At 69.4% G+C, this 19,780-nt stretch carries 18 protein-coding genes and 1 tRNA gene; 6 read left to right on the top strand and 13 right to left on the bottom strand.

Going from position 1 to position 19,780, the window contains the following annotated elements:
- Window positions 1–15: 15 nt before the first annotated feature.
- Window positions 16–1,134, bottom strand: coding sequence for a glycosyltransferase family 4 protein (locus EV644_RS24130; protein ID WP_132190981.1), 1,119 nt, complete (start codon window positions 1,132–1,134; stop codon window positions 16–18).
- Window positions 1,134–2,129 (bottom strand): L-threonylcarbamoyladenylate synthase, encoded by a 996-nt coding sequence (locus EV644_RS24125; RefSeq protein WP_132191099.1) that lies wholly within the window; start codon window positions 2,127–2,129, stop codon window positions 1,134–1,136. The genes EV644_RS24130 and EV644_RS24125 overlap by 1 nt, the downstream gene beginning before the upstream one ends.
- 121 nt (window positions 2,130–2,250) lie before the next feature.
- Between EV644_RS24125 and EV644_RS24120 the strand changes: the two genes are divergently transcribed.
- Both EV644_RS24120 and EV644_RS24115 read left to right on the top strand, forming a co-directional pair.
- On the top strand, window positions 2,251–3,267 hold the full coding sequence (locus tag EV644_RS24120; RefSeq protein WP_132190982.1) for an adenosine deaminase: 1,017 nt from the start codon (window positions 2,251–2,253) through the stop codon (window positions 3,265–3,267).
- A 66-nt stretch (window positions 3,268–3,333) separates the two neighbouring features.
- A complete protein-coding gene (locus tag EV644_RS24115; RefSeq protein WP_241998685.1) occupies window positions 3,334–4,293 on the top strand; it encodes a hypothetical protein in 960 nt (319 codons plus the stop codon).
- 305 nt (window positions 4,294–4,598) lie between these two features.
- Here EV644_RS24115 and prmC read toward each other — a convergent pair whose 3' ends face one another.
- The 11 genes from prmC to EV644_RS24060 all read right to left on the bottom strand — a co-directional run bounded on the left by prmC (window position 4,599) and on the right by EV644_RS24060 (window position 16,786).
- Entirely contained in the window at window positions 4,599–5,432 is an 834-nt protein-coding gene (gene prmC / locus EV644_RS24110) for a peptide chain release factor N(5)-glutamine methyltransferase (RefSeq protein WP_199239975.1), read from the bottom strand.
- Window positions 5,429–6,505 (bottom strand): peptide chain release factor 1, encoded by a 1,077-nt coding sequence (gene prfA / locus EV644_RS24105; RefSeq protein WP_132190983.1) that lies wholly within the window; start codon window positions 6,503–6,505, stop codon window positions 5,429–5,431. The genes prmC and prfA overlap by 4 nt, the downstream gene beginning before the upstream one ends.
- A gap of 110 nt (window positions 6,506–6,615) precedes the next feature.
- On the bottom strand, window positions 6,616–6,822 hold the full coding sequence (gene rpmE / locus EV644_RS24100) for a 50S ribosomal protein L31 (RefSeq protein WP_132190984.1): 207 nt from the start codon (window positions 6,820–6,822) through the stop codon (window positions 6,616–6,618).
- Window positions 6,823–7,006: 184 nt separating this feature from the next.
- A complete protein-coding gene (gene rho, locus EV644_RS24095; protein ID WP_241998686.1) occupies window positions 7,007–9,190 on the bottom strand; it encodes a transcription termination factor Rho in 2,184 nt (727 codons plus the stop codon).
- Window positions 9,191–9,527: 337 nt separating this feature from the next.
- Window positions 9,528–10,415, bottom strand: coding sequence for a homoserine kinase (gene thrB / locus EV644_RS24090; RefSeq protein WP_132333393.1), 888 nt, complete (start codon window positions 10,413–10,415; stop codon window positions 9,528–9,530).
- A 1-nt stretch (window position 10,416) separates the two neighbouring features.
- Window positions 10,417–11,493 carry a threonine synthase gene (gene thrC, locus EV644_RS24085; protein WP_132190987.1) on the bottom strand — a complete coding sequence of 359 codons (1,077 nt, stop codon included), beginning with the start codon at window positions 11,491–11,493 and terminating at the stop codon, window positions 10,417–10,419.
- Window positions 11,494–11,498: 5 nt separating this feature from the next.
- Window positions 11,499–12,821, bottom strand: coding sequence for a homoserine dehydrogenase (locus tag EV644_RS24080; RefSeq protein ID WP_132190988.1), 1,323 nt, complete (start codon window positions 12,819–12,821; stop codon window positions 11,499–11,501).
- Entirely contained in the window at window positions 12,818–14,161 is a 1,344-nt protein-coding gene (gene lysA, locus EV644_RS24075) for a diaminopimelate decarboxylase (RefSeq protein WP_439649182.1), read from the bottom strand. The genes EV644_RS24080 and lysA overlap by 4 nt, the downstream gene beginning before the upstream one ends.
- A 56-nt stretch (window positions 14,162–14,217) precedes the next feature.
- Window positions 14,218–15,876, bottom strand: coding sequence for an arginine--tRNA ligase (gene argS, locus EV644_RS24070; RefSeq protein WP_132190990.1), 1,659 nt, complete (start codon window positions 15,874–15,876; stop codon window positions 14,218–14,220).
- Between the two features lie 163 nt (window positions 15,877–16,039).
- Complete coding sequence (locus tag EV644_RS24065) at window positions 16,040–16,573, bottom strand: hypothetical protein (RefSeq protein ID WP_241998687.1); 534 nt, start codon at window positions 16,571–16,573, stop codon at window positions 16,040–16,042.
- A 27-nt stretch (window positions 16,574–16,600) separates the two neighbouring features.
- Window positions 16,601–16,786 (bottom strand): PspC domain-containing protein, encoded by a 186-nt coding sequence (locus EV644_RS24060; protein ID WP_132190991.1) that lies wholly within the window; start codon window positions 16,784–16,786, stop codon window positions 16,601–16,603.
- A 152-nt stretch (window positions 16,787–16,938) separates the two neighbouring features.
- Between EV644_RS24060 and EV644_RS24055 the strand changes: the two genes are divergently transcribed.
- The 4 genes from EV644_RS24055 (at window position 16,939) to EV644_RS24045 (ending at window position 19,767) form a co-directional block, all read left to right on the top strand.
- Window positions 16,939–17,010, top strand: a tRNA-Arg gene (locus EV644_RS24055).
- A gap of 231 nt (window positions 17,011–17,241) precedes the next feature.
- The gene (locus tag EV644_RS24050) at window positions 17,242–17,637 is read left to right on the top strand and encodes an SHOCT domain-containing protein (protein WP_132190992.1); all 396 of its coding nucleotides are present in this window, start codon (window positions 17,242–17,244) and stop codon (window positions 17,635–17,637) included.
- Between the two features lie 292 nt (window positions 17,638–17,929).
- On the top strand, window positions 17,930–18,451 hold the full coding sequence (locus tag EV644_RS45505; RefSeq protein WP_199239974.1) for an ATP-binding protein: 522 nt from the start codon (window positions 17,930–17,932) through the stop codon (window positions 18,449–18,451).
- Complete coding sequence (locus EV644_RS24045; RefSeq protein WP_199239973.1) at window positions 18,418–19,767, top strand: LuxR family transcriptional regulator; 1,350 nt, start codon at window positions 18,418–18,420, stop codon at window positions 19,765–19,767. The genes EV644_RS45505 and EV644_RS24045 overlap by 34 nt, the downstream gene beginning before the upstream one ends.
- Window positions 19,768–19,780 lie beyond the last annotated feature (13 nt).

The raw sequence follows: 19,780 nt of genomic DNA, 5'->3' as shown, positions 1-19,780 counted from the left end.
ACCCCACCGCGCGGGTCAGACCTTGGCGAGGGGTTTCGCGGTGCGGCGTGGGAGGCCGGTGGTGAGGAAGATGGCGGTGATCGTGACGGCCAGCACGAGGAGGGCCGTCCACCAGTACAGGACCAGGCCGAGGACCACCACGCCGAAGGCGATCAACGCGGTCCACAGGTACATCAGGAGCACCGCGCGGCGGTGCGAGTGCCCGCGCTGCATCAACCGGTGGTGCAGGTGGAGCTTGTCCGCCGCGAACGGCGACCTACCCGCCTTGGTACGCCGTACGTAGGCCATCGTCAGGTCCAGCGCGGGGATGGCGAGCACGGCGATCGGCAGGATCAGCGGGAGCAGGGCGGGCAGCAGGCTCGAGCCGCCGACCTCGTACGGGACCGCGTTCGGGTCCATCTGGCCGGTCAGGCTGATCGTCGACGCGGCCAGCATCAACCCGATCAGCAAGGCGCCCGAATCCCCCATGAACACCCTGGCGGGGAAGAAGTTGTGTGGCAGGAATCCCAGACACGCACCGGCCAGGGCGACCGTGATCAGCGTCGAGGTGGTCGCGCGGTCGAGGTTCTGCTCGACGTTCAGCAGGTACGAGTAGGTGAAGAACGCGCCCGCGCCGATCGCGGTGACGCCGGCGGCGAGACCGTCCAGGCCGTCGACGAAGTTCACCGCGTTGGTCGAGACGAGCAGGATGCCGGCGGTGAGGACGGCGAGCTGCGCGGGCGGCGGCGAGAAGATGCCACCGGGCAGCGGCAGCCAGTACAGCTGGATGCCTTGCACGACCATGACGCCGACGGCGAGCACCTGGCCGGCCAGCTTGGTGATCGCGTCGAGCTCGTACAGGTCGTCGACGACGCCGACGGCGCAGATCACCACGCCGCCGATCAGGATCGCCCGGGCGTCGTGGGCGACCTGCAGGCTGTCGCCGAGGAAGGGCAGGCTGGAGGCGACCGCGAAACCGGCGATCAGGCCGCCGAGGATCGAGACGCCGCCGAAGTACGGGATCGGGATCTTGTGCACGTCGCGGGCGCGGACCTTCGCGACGGCGCCGTACCGCAGCGCGATCTGCCGGGCCACGCCGGTCAGCAGGAAGGTCGTGGCCATCGCCACGAACAGGACCAGCAGGTACTCGCGCACTAGTCCGCAGGCCTCACATCAGTCTTCGTTTCGTCCACCGGCTTCTCGTCCACAGGCTTCACGTCGGCCGGCTTCCCATCGTCCGCCGGGTTCTCGTCGGCAGGCTTCACGTCGGCCGGCTTCTCATCGTCCGCCGGCTTCTCGTCGGCGGGCTTCACATCGGCCGGCTTCTCATCGTCCACCGGCTTGTCCTCGGCGGGCCTCTCGTCCACCGGCTTCTCGTCGGTGGGGAGGTCGTCTGCCGGAGTGTCGTCGGCGGGCTTGGCGTCCGTCGTCTCCTGCTTGGACGCCTCGGGCTGCGGTTCGGTTGGCTCGTCCTCGGTGTCGGGCTTCTCGTCCGGCTCGAGGTCGGTGGTCGCCTCGGGGACGATCTCGCGGATCTGCGCCATCGACAGGGCGCCGATGCGGACCACGTGCGGCACGTCGCCGGTCAGGTCGACGATCGTGGACGGCTCGCCACCGGTGACGGCTCCCCCGTCGAGGAAGACCGCGACCGAGTCGAGCAGCTGCGCCTCGGCGTCGTACACGTCGAGCGCCGCCGGCTGTCCGCTCAGGTTGGCCGAACTGACCGCCAGCGGACCCGTGCGGGACAGCAGTTCGCGGGTGTTCTCGTGGTCCGGCACCCGCAGCGCGACGGTCCCCTGGGTGTCCCCCAGGTCCCACATCAGCGACGTCTGCGCGTGGCAGATCACCGTCAGCGGCCCGGGCCAGAACGCCTCGCACAGCTTCCGGCCCGCTTCCGGCACGTCGGTGGCGAGCGCGTCCAGCGACTCGACCACCGAGATCAGGACGGGCGGGGGCATGTCCCTGCCGCGGCCCTTCGCGTCCAGCAGCCGCTGCACCGCGTCGGCCTTGAAGGCGTCGGCGGCGATCCCGTACACAGTGTCCGTCGGCAGGACCACCAGATCGCCGGCCTCGATGGCGTCCACGGCCGCACGGTAGGCCGGTGCCAGCTCGTCACCGGTGAAGTCAAAGCGCTCGCTCACGCAGTGCATCGTGCCACCCGCGGGGCTCCCCACTCCAGCCGGGCTGTCCACAGGCCCATAGAACAGACTCCTGACAAATGATTGTCAGCTTCCGCGCCGCCCGGGGGAAGTGCTGCATAAGATCCCGGCCATGACTTTGTCGCGGGAGTTCCTGACCGGTTTGCCGAAGGCCGAACTGCATGTCCACCATGTCGGATCGGCGTCGCCGCGGATCGTGGCCGAGCTGGCCGCGCGGCACCCCGACTCCCCCGTGCCGGCGGACGCGGCCGCGCTCGCGGAGTACTTCACCTTCACCGACTTCGCGAAGTTCATCGACGTCTACCTGACCGTGGTCGACCTGGTCAGCACCCCCGACGACGTGCGGCTGCTGACCTACGAGATCGCCCGGGAGATGGCCGCGCAGAACATCCGGTACTCCGAGCTCACGGTGACGCCGTACACCTCGGTCCAGCGGGGTATCGCGCCCGAGGCGTTCTGCGAGGCGATCGAGGACGCCCGGACCGCGGCGGAGAAGGAACTCGGCGTGACGCTGCGCTGGATCTTCGACATCCCCGGCGAGAGCGGGATCCCCGCCGCGATCGAGACCACCCGGATCGCGACCGGGATCCGGCCCGACGGCCTGGTCGCCTTCGGACTCGGCGGCCCGGAGGTCGGCGTACCGCGGCCGCAGTTCGCGCCGTACTTCGATGCCGCGCGGGCCGTCGGTCTGCACAGCGTGCCGCACGCGGGTGAGACCACCGGGCCCGAGACGATCTGGGACGCGCTGCGCGCGCTGAAGGCGGAGCGCATCGGCCACGGCACCTCCGCGATGCAGGACCCGGCGCTGGTCGACTACCTGGGCGAGCACAGGATCCCGCTGGAGGTCAGCCCGACGTCGAACCTCGCCACCCGCGCGGTCGCGTCGTACGAGGAGCACCCGCTGCGCGCGATGGTCGAGGCGGGACTGGTCGTCACCATCAACTCCGACGACCCGCCGATGTTCGGGACCGACCTGGTCAACGAGTACGCCGTCGCCGCCGAACTGCTGGAGCTCGACGAGGCCGGCGTGGCCGAGCTCGCCCGGACGGCCGTGCGGGTGTCCTTCGCCGAGGACTCGGTGAAAACCGCACTGCTCACCGAGATCGACGACTACCTCACCAAGGCCTGACGGCACAGGTAGCGGGGTGACACGCTCCGCTGTGGCTGAGTTGGCGAGGCGTGGTTCCCTGGTCCGGTGGTCGTTCCGCGCAAGGCTCCAGTCGCCACCGCAGCCGTGTTGATGCTGCTGGCAGCAATGAGCAGTTGCAGCGACTTGCCGGCGCCCACAACCCCGGCCCCAGCCGCCCAGCCCACGCCGACGCCGGAGCCGTCCACCACTCCTACTCCCGCGGCGGCCTCCGACGGTGAACTCCCCCGCGGCGGCCGTCAGATCTTCCCGAAGTACCAACTGGTCGGGTACGTCGGGATGCCGGGTTCGCCATCGCTCGGCCCGCTCGACAGCAACCTCGAAGCGAAGGCCGCCAGGCTCGAGAAGCTCTCGAAGTCCTACGCCGCCGGCCGTACCCCGCAACCGGTGATGGAGCTCATCGCCGTGGTCGCGAACGGCCACCCCGGCAAGGACGGCAAGTACCGCACCCGCATCTCCGACGCCGACATCCAGAACTACCTGACGGTCGCTCGCAAACACCGCATGCTGCTGCTCCTCGACGTCCAGCCCGGCCGCGCCAAGATCGTGGACGAGGTGAAACGCCTCGAACGCTGGCTCGACGAACCCGACGTAGGCCTCGCCTTCGACCCGGAGTGGGCAGTAGGCCCCACCCAGGTCCCCGGCCGCGTCTTCGGCCACACCAGCGGCGCCGAACTGAGCGTGATCGCCGCCTACCTCTCCACCTTGGTGACGAAGAACAAGCTCCCCGAAAAGGTCTTCGTCTTCCACCAGCTCTCGGTCCGGATCCTCACGAACGAGCGCGCCCTCAAACCCCACCCCGGCGTTGTCACCATCAAGTCCGTCGACGGCATCGGCCACCGAACCGACAAAGAAACCACCTGGCGCAAACTCACCCCCACCCTCCCCCCGGGCATCCACGCCGGCTTCAAACTCTTCTACCAGGAAGACACCCGCCACGGCCCCCTGATGACCCCCACCCAAGTCCTCTCCCTGAAACCCCGCCCCGAATACGTCGTCTACGAGTAGTCGCCCGGCGAGGTGCGCGAGGTGTGCGCCGGCGAACGCTTTCGCTGGCAGGTTGTTCGCCGGCTGGCGGCTTACAAGGCGCCAGCCGGCGAACGACCCGTCAGCGGGCGGCCGAAGGCGCACCTTGTGCACCGCGTGAGCGCCCGAGGCGCCGGGGTGTGCTTCGCGCTGGGGCCGATCAGCCGCCCCGCGAGGGTTGATCCAACTGAGCCAACGTGCGCCAATCCCGGGCCCGCAGTACAGGAACCAGACTGTGGGGTGGGAGGTTGGTGTGCGCCCTCCCGGACGCCGGCCGGGGGCGGGAGTCAGATTCGGCGGCCGGTGGTGAAGCGAGGGCGTCCGGATAGGTCTTGCTGGTCTCGGATTTCGGTGAAGAGGGTTGTGGAGGTGAAGACGGCGGGGGCTGATTCGCCCTGGACGTCGGCGTGTTCGCAGCCGAACCAGCCGCCGGGCTTCAGCAAACGGCCGGCAGTCGCCGCCACGACCTTGATCTCATCCAAACCATCGTCCCCCGACCACAAGGCCAACGCCGGATCATGGTCACGGACCTCGGCAGTGACCGATTCCCAAGCAGTCAAAGGGATGTACGGCGGATTCGAGATCACCGCGTCAACCTTCCCGTTCAACTCCGGCAGACACCCATCGATATCCCCCTCATGCAAGGTCGCTCCCGTCCCCGCCAAATTCCGGCGAGCCCAGACGCAAGCCTCCGGCGACAACTCAACCGCATGCACCGTGCTATCCGGCCGCTCAGTAGCAACCGCACCAGCAATAGCCCCAGAACCACTACAAAGATCCACCACCAGCGGCGCCTCAACCCCAACCAGCCGATCGAGAATCCACCCCACCAGCACCTCAGTCTCAGGCCGCGGCACGAACACCCCAGGCCCGACCGCAAGCTCGCGATACCGAAACGCCGCAGTACCAGTCAGATGCTGCAGCGGCTCCCGCTGAGCCCTCCGACCCACCAGTACTGCGTACTGCGCCTCCTGCTCGGCCGTCGGCTCAACAAGCGCAAGCTGAAGCCGGCTGCTACCTGTCACATGCGCAAGCAGCTCAGCCGCGTCATAGTCGGGTGAAGCCACTCCAGCCTCGGCCAACCGAGCCGTAGCCTCCGCCAGCAAGGTACGAGTACTCACTGCGAGTCGACAGCCTCGAGACGCGCCGCCAGATCAGCCTCGGTCAGCGCCTGGATCACCGGCGCCAGGTCCCCACCAAGCACCTGGTCCAGGTTGTGCGCCTTGTAGCCGACCCGGTGGTCCGAGAACCGGTTCTCCGGGAAGTTGTAGGTGCGAACCCGCTCCGACCGGTCCACCGTCCGGATCTGCAGCCGGCGCGCGTCGGACGCCTCCTGGTCGGCGGCTTCCTGGGCTGCGGCGAGCAGCCGGGAGCGCAGTACGCGCATGGCCTGTTCGCGGTTCTGCAGCTGGGACTTCTCGTTCTGCATCGAGACGACGATCCCGGTCGGGAGATGCGTGATCCGCACCGCCGAGTCGGTCGTGTTGACGCTCTGCCCGCCCGGCCCGGACGACCGGAACACGTCGATGCGCAGATCGTTCGGGTCGATCTCGACGTCGACATCCTCCGCCTCCGGCAGCACCAGCACGCCGGCCGCCGAGGTGTGGATCCGCCCCTGCGACTCCGTCACCGGCACCCGCTGCACCCGGTGCACGCCGCCCTCGAACTTCAGCTTCGCATACGGCGCCTCGCCCGGCTCGGGGGTCCCCTTGGCCTTCACGGCGACGGTGATCGACTTGTAGCCACCCAGATCCGACTCCGCCGAATCCAGTACCTCGGTCTTCCAGTTCTGCGACTCGGCGTACTTCAGGTACATCTTCAGCAGGTCACCCGCGAACAGGGCGGACTCGTCGCCCCCCTCGCCGGCCTTGATCTCGAGGATCGCGTCCTTGTCGTCGCTCGGGTCGCGCGGCACCAGCAGCACCTGCAGCTTCTCGGCCAGCTCCTCGCGCCGGTGCTCGAGCTTGGTGGCCTCCTCGGCGAACGACGGGTCCTCGTGCGCGAGCTCGCGGGCCGCCTCGATGTCGCCGGCGGTCTGCAGCCACTCGTCATAGGTCCGGACCACCGGCGCCAGCGCGGCGTACCGCTTGCCGACCTTGCGCGCGTTGCCCTGGTCGGAATGCAGCTCCGGATCCGCCATCTGGCGTTCCAGCTCGGCGTACTCCGCCTTCAGCGTCTGCACCGCCTCGAACATGCCCCGCACCCTCTCTCTGACCTTGCGACTCGTGAACCAGCGAACCCGGACAACGCAACGGCGCCGGTCCCCGAACCCGTGAGGGATCGTGGACCGGCGCCGGAAAGTCGCTACTTCTTGGCGTACCGCTTCTCGAACCGGGCAACCCGGCCACCGGTGTCAAGGATCTTCTGCTTGCCGGTGTAGAACGGGTGGCACTGGGAGCAGACGTCGGCGTGGATCACGCCGTTCTCCGCGGTCGAGTGCGTCTCGAACGTCGCGCCACAGGTGCAGGTCACCTTGGTCGCCACGTAGTTCGGGTGGATGTCGCTCTTCATGGATCTCCTCGAGTCAAGGCGGCCCGGGTCGCCCGCACGTCACGAACGTGAACCGGAACCAACACACGATTCTGCCATGGGCGGTCCCAGACTGACGAATCCGGGGGTACGGCGGACCCGGCAGACAAGAAGGCAAACGGTCCGCCCGGGCAACCCCGGGAGGACCGTTCTGCCAGAACCTGCCTCAGTTGCCGTCGTCGGTGTTTCGGCCGCTGGGGGACGGGGTGGTCTTGTTGACCTGGAGGAGGAACTCGATGTTCGACTTGCTCTCCTTGAGCTTGCCGATCAGGAGTTCCAGGGCGGCCTGGCCGTCGAGGGCGGAGAGCACCCGGCGGAGCTTCCAGACCACCTGGGTCTCGTCCTTGCTCATCAGGAGTTCCTCGCGGCGGGTACCGGAGGCGACCACGTCGATGGCCGGGAAGATCCGGCGGTCGGCGAACTCGCGGCGGAGCCTCAGCTCCATGTTGCCGGTGCCCTTGAACTCCTCGAAGATGACCTCGTCCATCTTGGAGCCGGTCTCGATCAGCGCGGTGGCGAGAATGGTCAGCGAGCCGCCGTCCTCGATGTTGCGGGCCGCGCCGAAGAACCGCTTCGGCGGGTACAGCGCCGACGAGTCGACACCACCGGACAGGATCCGGCCGCTGGCCGGTGCCGCGATGTTGTACGCCCGGCCCAGGCGGGTGATCGAGTCGAGCAGCACGACCACGTCGTGACCCAGCTCGACCAGGCGCTTGGCCCGCTCGATCGCCAGCTCCGCGACCGTGGTGTGGTCGTCGGCCGGCCGGTCGAAGGTGGAGGCGATGACCTCACCCTTGACCGTGCGCTGCATGTCGGTGACCTCTTCGGGCCGCTCGTCCACCAGCACGACCATCAGGTGTACTTCGGGGTTGTTCGTGGTGATCGCGTTCGCCAGCGCCTGCAGCACCATCGTCTTACCGGCCTTCGGCGGCGACACGATCAGGCCACGCTGGCCCTTGCCGATCGGGCTGACGATGTCGACGATCCGGGTGGTGAGGATGTTCGGCTCGGTCTCGAGGCGAAGCCGCTCGGTCGGGTAGAGCGGCGTCAGCTTGTTGAAGTCCTGACGCTGCTTGGCTACCTCGGGGTCCGACCCGTTGACGGTGTCGATCCGGACGAGCGGGTTGAACTTCTCCTTGCGCTCGCCGTCCGACGGCTGCTTCACCGCGCCGGTGATCGCGTCACCCTTGCGCAGGCCGTAGCGCTTCACCATCGACAGCGCGACGTACACGTCGTTCGGGCCCGGCAGGTAGCCGCTGGTCCGGACGAAGGCGTAGTTGTCGAGCACGTCGAGGATGCCCGCGGCCGGGACCAGGACGTCGTCCTCGCTGATCGTCGGCTCCGGCTCGAAGCGCTCGCTGCGGCCGCGGTTGCGGCCACTGTCACGCCCACTGTCACGCCCGGTGTCGCGACCACCCGTGTCGCGGCCACCCCGGTCGCGATCGCGGCCCCGGCGGCGACGGCGACGGCCATCGCCCTCCTCGCCACGGTCGCTCTGCCGGTCGCGGTTGTCGCCACGATTGTCCCGGCCACCGTCGTTGCGCTGGTCGGCCCGGCCGTCGTTGCGGTTCTGACCGTCGCGACCGTCGCGGTTCTGACCGCCGTCGGCGCGGTCGCCACGCTGGTTGTCCCGCTGACCATCGCGGCTCTGAGCACCATCGCGGCTCTGGGCACCATCGCGGCTCTGGGCACCATCGCGGTTCTGGGCGCCGTCACGGTTCTGGCCCTCACGGCCGTCCCGGTTCTGAGCGCCGTCGCGGTTGTCGGTGCGCTGGTTGTCGCGGCCACGGTTGCGGTCGCGGCTCCCGTCGGCCCGGTCGGCGCGGCTCTCGGCACCACGCTCGGACTGCTCGGAGGTCTGCTCGGCTGCCTTCTCCGGCACCTGGACGGTCTCGGCCGGAGTGGAGCCGTTCTGCGCCGCGGGCGCTTCGATGGCCGGAGTAGTGGCGCCATTCTGCTCGGCGGCCCCGGTCTGTACGGCGGCAGCTCGGGTCCGGCGGCTGCCGGTGCGCTGCGGGGTCTCCTGAGCGGGAGCCTCGGCGCTCGGAGAGCGCACCTCAGGCTCCGCGGCCGCCTCGTCGAGGGTCGGCTGGCTCGAACGCGAGCGGGAACCGCCCGTCGAGCCGCCGCCTGTCTGGGCAGCCTTGATCGCCTCGATCAGCTGGCCCTTGCGCAGAGCGCCGGTGCCCTTGATGCCGAGCGTCCCGGCGAGCTGCTTGAGCTCGGGGAGCAGCATGCCCTCGAGGCCGCCTCCGGTCTTGCGGCGACGCGGCGCGGCGGTAGCCGTCGCGTCGGTGCCCGGGGCCGACGTTGCGTCGGCTCCGTTGGAGGCTTCAACAGTTTCTGTCACGTGAGGTCCTTCCCACACGGATGGACGATGTCCAGAAGGCTCATCGCCCGGAATCATCTCCCGCGACCGACGAAACGGCGACGCGGGCATAAAGTGGCGGCTCTCGCTGAATCTGGGTTCCCCCGGAAATCTCCTGCGCAGGCGGCGCAAGTCCTTCACGGGGGGACGCCACGTACACCTGGGTGCCGGGAGCAAAGCCCGATTGCGGCGAGAGTTCGCCGATCACCTGGAGGGGATCGGGTGAGTCGAGACTAGCACCACTGGGGGTCCTTCTGGTGACTCGGGAGGTATAACGCGCGTCCGGAACCGATAATTCCTGGCTCACCCTATCTGCGCCTCAGACCGCTCCGGACCAGACCTGTACGCCGACTGGATCAACGCCCAGGTCATAGCGCGACCAGCCGTCGGGTGGCTCGGGCGCGGACGCCGCAGAGGTCCCACCTGGGCCGCCCAGCACGAGCACCGTCGGACCGGCTCCGCTGATGACGGCCGGCAGGCCACTCCCCCGCAACTTCTGGACCAGGGCGAGGCTCTCCGGCATGGCCGGCTCCCGGTATTCCTGGTGCAGCCGATCCTCGGTCGCCGTCATCAGCAGATCGGGCCGATTCGTCAACGCAGCCACGAGCAACGCCGACTTCCCGGCGTTGGCCGCGGCGTCACCATGCGGTACCACGTCGGGCAGCAACCCGCGAGCCGCCTTCGTCAGAACCCGCGTCTGCGGCACATACGCCACGGCCGTCAATCCTTCGACCGGCTCCAACCGCACAGCCCGCCCGGCATCCCCTTCGGTCCATGCGATGGTGAAACCACCGAGCACACTGGCTGCCACGTTGTCCGGGTGTCCCTCGAGCTGATGGGCGAGCGACACCACCTGGTCGCGGTCGAGCGGCGTGCCGGTCAGACCGTAGGCGGCGGCCAGGCCTCCGACGATCGCGGCCGAGGAGGATCCCAGGCCGCGGCCGTGCGGAATGCGGTTCTCGCAGCGCAAGGTGAACCCCGGCACCGCGGCGCCGAGCGACTCCAGCCCGGCGCGGATCGCGCGGACCACCAGGTGCGACTCGTCCAGCGCCACCTCGCCCTCCCCCGGCCCGACAACCTCGACGGTGACACCGGAACCACCCGGGGTCACCGTCAGTTCGTCGTACAGGGTCAGGGCGAGGCCGAAGGCGTCGAAGCCGGGGCCGAGATTCGCGCTGGTCGCCGGGACGCGGACCCGGACGGTCATCTCAGGCCAGTCCCGCGACGCGCGCCACCGCGTCCGTGTCCGCCGGGGTCACCGGAGCCTCCACGGGCGGCGCATAGGCCAGGGCGGTGTCGATGTCCTTCAGGCCGTGACCTGTGACGGTGATCACCACAGTCAGGCCGCCATCGAGCCGGCCGGCGGCCTTCGTCGCGAGCAGGCCGGCCACACCGGCAGCCGAGGCGGGCTCGACGAAGACCCCTTCCCGAGCGGCCAGTTCGCGCTGCGCGGAGAGGATCTGGTCGTCCGTGACGGCCTCGATCCGGCCGCCCGACTCGTCCCGGGCGGCTTCGGCCAGCGTCCAGGAGGCGGGGTTGCCGACGCGGATCGCGGTGGCCGCCGTGTCGGGGTTCTCGACGATCGCACCGCGCACGATCGGCGCGGCGCCCTCGGCCTGGAAGCCCCACATCTGCGGGGCTTTCGAGGAGATCTTGTCCTTCTTGTACTCCGAATAGCCCTTCCAGTACGCCGCGATGTTGCCCGCGTTGCCGACCGGGAGCACGTGCAGGTCCGGGGCGTCGCCGAGCGCGTCGCAGACCTCGAACGCCGCGGTCTTCTGGCCTTCCAGCCGGACCGGGTTCACCGAGTTCACCAGCGCGACCGGGTAGTGCTTGCCGAGCTCGCGCACGATCCGGAGGCAGTCGTCGAAGCCGCCGTCGATCGAGACCAGCTGCGCGCCGTGCACGATCGCCTGCGCGAGCTTGCCCTTGGCGATCCGGCCGGCCGGGATCAGCACCAACGGCAACAACCCGGCCCGCACCGCGTACGCCGCGGCCGAGGCGGAGGTGTTCCCGGTCGAGGCGCAGACGACGGCCTTGTCACCGGCCTGCGCGGCCAGCGAGATCGCCACGGTCATGCCGCGGTCCTTGAACGAGCCGGTCGGGTTGTTGCCCTCGACCTTGAGCCAGACCTCGCAGTTGGTCTTCTCGCTGAGCCACTGCGCGGCCACCAGCGGCGTACCGCCCTCGCCGAGCGTGACCACCGGGGTGTCCGTCGAGACCGGCAGCCGGTCGCGGTATTCCTCGATCACGCCTCGCCACAGGTGTGGCCGCTGGTTCGCCATTGCGATCAGTCTCCTTCAACCCGCATGACACTGCTGACTTCGCGGACGATGTCCATGTCGCGCAGGGCCTCCACGGTCGCGGACAACGCGGCGTCGGTGGCGGTGTGGGTGACCACCACGAGTTGCGCGTCACCGCCCCTGCCCTCCTGGCGGACGGTCTGGATCGACACGTCGTGCTCGGCGAAGGCGTGGGCCACCGCCGCCAGCACGCCGGCCTTGTCGGCCACGTCCAGCGACACGTGGTAGCGGGTCATGGTGGCACCCATCGGACGGGCTGCCCGCTGGGTGTACGACGACTCGCCGACCCCCGGCACACCCTTGAGCCGGTTGCGCGCGGCGGACACCAGATCCCCGAGGACAGCACTGGCCGTCGGGGCGCCGCCGGCACCACGACCATAGAACATCAGCTGGCCGGCCGCTTTGGATTCCACGAACACGGCGTTGTAGGCGTCCCGGACGGAGGCCAGCGGATGACTCAGCGGGATCATCGCCGGGTAGACCCGGGCGCCGACCGAGTCGCTCGCCTCGTCCAGCTCGCAGATCGCCAGGAACTTCACCACGCAGCCCATCTCCCGGGCCGAGGCGATGTCCGTCGCGGTCACCTCGGTGATGCCCTCGCGGTGCACGTCGGCGATGGAAACCCTGGTGTGGAAGGCCAGACTGGCCAGCAGCGCCGCCTTGGCCGCGGCGTCGAAGCCCTCGATGTCGGCGGTCGGATCGGCCTCGGCGTACCCGAGGGCCTGGGCCTCCTCCAGCGCCTCGTCGAAGCCGGCGCCGGTGGAGTCCATCTTGTCGAGGATGTAGTTCGTGGTGCCGTTGACGATGCCCATCACCCGGACCACGTCGTCACCGGCCAGCGACTCGCGCAGCGGCCGCAGGATCGGGATCGCACCGGCCACGGCGGCCTCGAAGTACAGGTCGCGCTCGTACTTCTCGGCGGCGGCGAAGAGCGTCGGGCCGTCCTCGGCGAGCAGGGCCTTGTTCGCGGTGATCACGGAGGCGCCGTTCTCCAGCGCGGTCAGGATCAGGCCGCGGGCGGGCTCGATGCCGCCGATCACCTCGATCACCAGGTCCAGGTCGCCGCGCGAGACGAGCGCCTGCGCGTCGGTGGTGATCAGCGCGGGGTCGACCGCGATGTCGCGGGTCCGGCCGGCCCGGCGGACCGCGATGCCCGCGATCTCCAGCGGCGCGCCGACCCGGGCGGCCAGGTCGTCGGCGCGTTCGGTGAGGATCCGGACCACCTCGGTGCCGACCACGCCGCACCCGAGCAGCGCCACCTTCAGCGGCTGTTTCTCTTCTGCGAGCGGCTTGTCCGCGTTCTCGGTCATTCGGCCCCCATGTCCAGGCTGAGCATGTCGTCCTCGGTCTCCCGCCGTACGACGACGCGCGTCCGGCCGTCCTTGACCGCGATCACCGGTGGCCGCGGTACGTGGTTGTAGTTGCTCGCCATCGACCGGCAGTAGGCCCCGGTCCCCGGTACGGCGACCAGGTCGCCCGGGGCCACGTCGGCGGGCAGGAACTCGTCCTTCACCACGACGTCACCGGACTCGCAGTGCTTGCCGACCACCCGGGACAGCCTGGGGCCCTCGTCGGAGTACCGGTTGGCGAGCGTGCAGGAGTAGTCCGCGTCGTACAGCGCGGTGCGGATGTTGTCGCTCATCCCGCCGTCGACGGACACGTAGGTGCGGGACTCGCCGAAGTCGAGCGCCACCTCCTTGGTGGTGCCGACGGTGTAGACCGTGCAGACCGCAGGTCCGACGATCGCCCGCCCCGGCTCGATCGACAGCTTCGGCACCGCGAGGTCGAGCGCCTTGCACTCGTGCTCGACGATCTTGCCGAGCTCGGTGGCCAGCTGGGCCGGGTCGGACGGATCATCCTGGGTGGTGTAGGCGATCCCGAATCCGCCGCCCAGGTCGAGCTCCGGCATGTCGACGCCGAGCTCGTCGGAAACCCTTGCGTGCAAGGCGATCAGCCGCCGAGCGGCCATCTCGAACCCGGACGAGTCGAAGATCTGCGAACCGATGTGGGAATGCAGCCCCAGCAGTTCCAGCTCCGCCGTTTCGTTGATCCGGGCAACGGCATCGAACGCGTCGCCGGTGGTGATCGAGAAGCCGAACTTCTGGTCCTGGTGCGCGGTCGCGATGTAGGCGTGGGTGTGCGCCTCGATACCGGCGGTCACCCGGACCATCACCGGCGCCACCACGCCCCGCTCCGCGGCGAGCCGGGTCAGCCGCTCGATCTCGTGGAACGAGTCGACGATGATCCGCCCGATCCCCGCGTCGAGTGCGCGAGCCAGCTCGGCCTCGGACTTGTTGTTGCCGTGGAACCCCAGTCGCTTGGGATCGGCGCCGGCCCGAAGGGCGACAGCAAGCTCACCACCTGAGCAGATGTCGAGGTTGAGTCCCTCCTCCATCACCCAGCGCACCACGGTCGTGCACAGGAACGCCTTGCCGCCGTAGTAGACGGCGAAGTCCTTGAATCCTTCGCGGAACGCCCGGGCCCGGGCGCGGAAGTCCGCTTCGTCCAGCAAGTAGGCCGGTGTGCCGTGCTCCGCAACCAGCTCGCGCACGTCGACGCCGCCCACTTGGAGCGCGCCGTCGGTGTTCTTGGTCGCGGTCGACGACCACAGTTGCGGGACGAGGTCGTTGACATCCTCCGGGGGACGCAACCACGACGGTCGAGGGTGCCCTGCCTCGGCCTGTCCGGACCGCACCTCGCGCGCCCTCACATCCGCTCCGGGGCGGAGACGCCGAGCAGGTCGAGCCCGTTGGCGAGAACAGTCCTGGTGGCGCCCACCAGGGTCAGGCGAGCCTTGTGCACCGGCTCGACCTCCTCGTCGCCGCGCGGAAGCACCCGGCAGCTGTCGTAGAACTTGTGGAACGCCGACGCGGTGTCCTCGAGGTACCGGGCGATCCGGTGCGGCTCCCGCAGCTCGGCCGCGGTGGCGACCACCCGGGGGAACTCGGCGAGCGCCCGGAGCAGGTCGCCCTCGCGCTCGTGACTGAGCAGGCCGGGGTCGAACTCGTCCAGCTTGATCCCGAGATCGTCCGCGTTGCGCAGGATCGAGGCGAGCCGGGCGTGCGCGTACTGCACGTAGTACACCGGGTTCTCGCTGACCTGCCGGGTCATCTCCTCGATGTCCAGCGTCAGCGGCGAGTCCACCGGGTAGCGGCACAACGTGTACCGCAGCGGGTCGACGCCGCTCTCCTCGACCAGCTCGGCGAGCGTGACGATGGTGCCGGCCCGCTTCGACAGCTTCATCTCCTCGCCGTTCTTGAGGATCTTCACCAGCTGGCCGATCAGGATCTCGATGTTGTGCTCGGGGTCGTCGCCCGCGCAGGCCGCGATCGCCTTCAGGCGGTTCACGTACCCGTGGTGGTCCGCGCCGAGCAGGTAGATCGCCACCTCGAAGCCGCGCTCGCGCTTGTTCACGTAGTACGCGGCGTCGGAGGCGAAGTACGTCGGCTCGCCGTTGGACCGGATCAGCACCCGGTCCTTGTCGTCGGTGAAGTCGGTGGTGCGCATCCAGAGCGCGTCGTCGGCCTCGTAGAGGTGGCCCTGCTCACGGAGCTTCTCGATCGCGTGGCCGACGCCGTCCTGCTCGTGCAGGCTGCGCTCGGACGTCCAGACGTCGAACTTGGTCCGGAAGTGCTCGAGCTGGCTCTGCTGCTCCTTGAGCTGACGCTCGTACCCTGCCTCGCGGAACGCGACCAGCTGCTCGTCCTCCGGCAGCTTGGTGATGTCCGGCACCTCGGCGACGATCTGCTTCGCGAGATCGTTGATGTACTCGCCGTGGTAGCCGTCCTCGGGGATCGGCTCGCCGTGCGCCGCGGCCTGCAGGGAGGCGCCGAACTTGTCCATCTGGGCGCCGCGGTCGTTCACGTAGAACTCGCGGGTGACGACCGCGCCGGCCGCGTTCAGCACCCGGGCCAGCGCGTCGCCGACGGCCGCCCAGCGGGTGTGGCCGAGGTGCAGCGGGCCGGTCGGGTTGGCGGAGATGAACTCGAGGTTGATCGCCTGGCCCTTGAGCGAGTCGCTGCTGCCGTACTGCGCGCCGGCCTCCACGATCGAGGCGGCGATCTTGCCCTGGGCGTCGGCGGCGACCCGGATGTTGATGAAGCCCGGTCCGGCGATCTCCACCTCGGTGATCGCCTCGTCGTCGGTCAGCTTGGCGGCGAGCAGTTCCGCGAACTGCCGCGGCGGCATGCCGGAGCGCTTGCCGAGCTGCATCGCCACATTGGTCGCGTAGTCCCCGTGCTCGGGGTTCTTGGGTCGCTCGACCTTCAGCTCGCCCGGCAGCCCGCCGTCGACAGTGATGGTGCCGTCGTCGACGAGCGCGGTCAGGGCCTGCAGGATCTTCTCAGCGAGCTGTTCCGGAGTCACCGGCCCAGCCTAATGGCCCCGGCGCCGAACCCTTGACTCAGTATCCACAGCCCGGTACGGCAGGCACGCGAGCGCAGGTCAGGATCATGGTCACGTGCTTCGCCATGGGTTCAGCCAACCGCACCACGGGGCCGCAGTACGGCGTGATGCCAGGTTCCTGCCGTCAACCGGTGGCTTCCACCTGGATCAGGCTCTCGCGGGAGAGTTTCGTGTCCCAGGCGGCCGGCTGGCCGTTGACCCGGACGGTGACCGACGAGCACGCGTCGCCCAGGCACTTGCCGTCGTACCGGACGCCCCAGAGCTCGAAGAACTGCTTCAGGGTCGGCCGCTCGGCCTTCGTCTTGGCCTCGACGTAGACGACACCGTCGGTGGCATGCGTGTGGATCGCGGCCTGCTCGGCCCGGACCCGGTCGACGCCGATGCCGGCCGGGATCTGTATCGCGTTCCCGTCGACCGTCACCGCGACCTTCACCGTGTACGGCGCCGGTCCGCTGAAGTCGAGGGGCAACCGCTCGAAGCCGGCCTTCTCGATGTACGACACGGCGTCACGCGGCGCGTCCCACGGCGGCGGCCCGGACCGGATCTCCGCCGGACCGGGCGGCGCCGGACCGACCTGGCAGCCGCTCACCACGGGCAGCAGGCCCACCGCGACGGCGGCCGCCAACGCGCTCGCCCGGCGCCGGGAACCGACTCTCATGGAGAGCAGGTTTTCATGCCCGGCTGCTCAGTCCTCCGACGGCATCAGGATCCACAGCACGATGTAGACCAGGAACTGCGGGCCGGGCAGGATGCAGCTGATCACGAAGATGAGGCGCATTACGTTCGGCGTGGTCCCGAACCTCCGGGCCAGCCCGGCGCAGACACCGCCGATCCAGCGACCGCGGGACGGACGGACCAAGGTGGTAGCCATTGTCAGAAATCCTTTCGGTGCTATCGACTTACGACCACTATGACGTCCGGTACCCACGGTTGATCCCGCCGCGCGGAAGACCCAGGGACCGTTCAGGGTCTCCCCGGTGCAAGACCTGGCCGAATTTCCTGGTACTGTTCTGCCGTTCCTGAGCCCCCGTAGCTCAGGGGATAGAGCACCGCCCTCCGGAGGCGGGTGCGCAGGTTCGAATCCTGCCGGGGGCGCCTTTTCCACCGTCCCGCCGCGAATGCCTCTCGATCAACTGATCGGAGGCATTTTTCCGTTTCGGGGCTCGGTCGAGACGTGCGCTGAGCTGTCGGGGGCCGCCGGCGCTTGTGGCCCCAGGCATCTGAATCTTCGGCGGCTGACCACTGGCGGTAACCGACGCCCTCTGGGAGGCTGAGACGCGGCGCTCACCCGGACGGCGCGTGGACCGACCTCGTGAAGGAACGACCATGGACGCAATCACGAATGACTTCGGGGAAGTTCTCTTGTGGAGCTTCTGGTTCTTCATCTGGATCGCCGCACTGGTGGTCTGGTTCCGTTGCCTCTTCGACCTGTTCGGCGACAGATCCCTCAGTGGCTGGGCGAAGGCCGGTTGGGCGATCCTGCTCATCTTCGTGCCGTGGGTGGGCGCGCTGATCTACCTCATCGTTCGGGGCCGGAGCATGACCGAGCGGCAGGTGCAGGCGGTTGCGCAGCGCCAGGCCGAGCAGGACAAGTACATCCAGCAGGTTGCAGGCTCCTCCCAGGCCCCGACCGAGCAGATCGCGAGCGCCAAGGCGCTGCTCGATTCCGGAACCATCACGCAGGCGGAGTACGAGTCCCTCAAGGCCAAAGCGCTCGCCTGACCGCACCGTACTCACGGCGCCGAACGGCGCCCGCCCTGCGCAGCGCGATAGTGCGACGGTCGGGCGCCGTGCGACGCATACCGTGAGTCTGCCCGTCAGTCCGTCGGGTTCGCTGACACCAGAGCGGCCTCGAGTGCGATCGCAATCCCGTCCAAGTCCGTTCCGGCCACCGGCGGTCCGCTCGTCCGCGACCACAGCACCGGCACCGGCACCGGCACCAAGAGTGATGCCGGGGAAGGGCTTTAGCCTGCTCTGAGGCAGCAGAGACGGCGAGTCACGGAGGGGGCGGGCGATGCCCGAGGTCGGCGGAGTGGCAGGGCTGCCGCTGTTCGGGCGGGAGCTGGAGTCGAAGTTGCTGGCCGACCTGGTCAGCGGAATCCGCGATCGCGGCGCCGCCCTGTTCCTGTCCGGCGAGGCCGGGATCGGGAAGTCGGCGTTGCTCGCCGAGGCGGGTGCGCTGGCGGCGGCCGCCGGCCTGCGGGTGATGAGAACGACCGGGGCCGAGGCCGAACAGCACCTCCCGCTCGCCGGGCTGCACCAGATCCTTCACCCGATCCGCTCGGGTCTCGACACCCTGCCCGGTCCCCAGCGCGACGCGCTCCAAAGCGCGATGGGTCTCGCCGACAGCGCCGTTGCGGACCTCTACCTGGTCGGGCTGGCGGTCCTGAACCTGCTGGCCGAGGTCGCCGCGGAGACGCCGGTGGTGCTGATCGCGGAAGACGTGCACTGGCTGGACCAGGTCAGCGCCGATGTACTCGCCTTCGTGGCCAGGCGGCTGGAGTGCCCGGCACGGTCTTCCCAGATTCGTTGCTGAAGGCCACCTTGCCGTTGAACGCGCAGCTCGAGCAGGCCTTCGGCACCCGGGCCGCCACGTTGCCCGCGGCAACCAGGACGAGCCTGTTGGTTGCCTCGCTCAACGACGGCGACTCGGTCGCGGAAGTGCTGGCCGCCGCCGCGACAGTGCTCGGTACGGAGGTCGAGGTGGACGTGCTCACCCCCGCGGTCGCGGTCGGGTTGATGGATCTCGCCGGTAGTACGGGCGGCGATCCGCAGGTGGAGCGTTTCCTCGGCAGCGCGGCGCTGCAGATCGGGGCGTTCGAGCTGTCCGCGCGGTTCTCCGCCGGCGCGGTCGCCGGGTTGCGTCCCCAGGGCAGGCTCGGGCTGCTGACGCGGGCTCTGGCCGTCCAGGCCTGGAGCTCGACCCGGCTCGGCAACCTCACCGTGGCGCTGCCCGCCGCGGAGGAGGCGGCGAGGCTCGGCCGGGAGACCAACCAGCAGTTCATGTATGGGCTGGCTGTGGCCGTGCAGGCCGAGATCGCCGCCCTGCGCGGTGACTACGAGGCGGCCACCAGCCTGGCGGCGGAGGCGGAGCAGGTCGGCATCGCTGCAGGCGCCAGACCAGTACTGGCCACTGTTCAGCTGGCCCGGGGCCTGACAGCACTCGGTGAAGGCCGGTACGCCGATGCCTTCGCGGATCTCCGCCGGATCCACGATCCAGCCGACCCGGCGTACCAGGTGGCACTGCGGTGCTACGTCGTCGCGGACCTGGCGGAGGCGGCCGTGCGCAGCGGGCAGATCGCCGAGATGCAGGACATCGTCCGGGACCTCCAGCAGGCGGCGGCCTCGACCACCTCGCCGGCTCTGCACATCGGCCTGCGCTACGTCAGTGCGGTCCTCGCGGAAGGCGACGACGCGGAAACCCTGTTCAAGGCGGCCCTGGATGCCGACCTCAGCGGCTGGCCGCTCGAGCGCGGCCGGGTCCAGCTCGCGTTCGGTGAATGGCTGCGGCGCCATCGACGTACCGCCGACTCCCGGGTACACCTGCGGGCCGCCCGGGAGACCTTCGACGCGCTGGGCGTGATCCCGTGGAGCGAGCGAGCACGCGCCGAACTACGCGCCGCCGGCGAGACGAGCCCACGCCGTACTCCGGATGCGCGCGACCACCTGACCCCGCACGAGCTGAGCATCGCGCAGCTGGCTGCCGAGGGATTGACCAACCGGGAGATCGGCCAGCGGCTCTACCTGTCCCACCGGACGGTCAGCACGCACCTGCACCGGATCTTCCCCAAGCTCGGGATCAGGGCGCGCGGCGACCTGGCGGCGGCGCTCGGACCGCTCACCGGCCAGTGACGTACAAGCCCAG

Origin of the sequence: Kribbella orskensis (assembly GCF_004342085.1) — a bacterium.
Taxonomy (GTDB): domain Bacteria; phylum Actinomycetota; class Actinomycetes; order Propionibacteriales; family Kribbellaceae; genus Kribbella; species Kribbella orskensis.
Note: the sequence above shows the minus strand (reverse complement) of the source record. Positions and strands in the feature narration are given on the sequence as shown.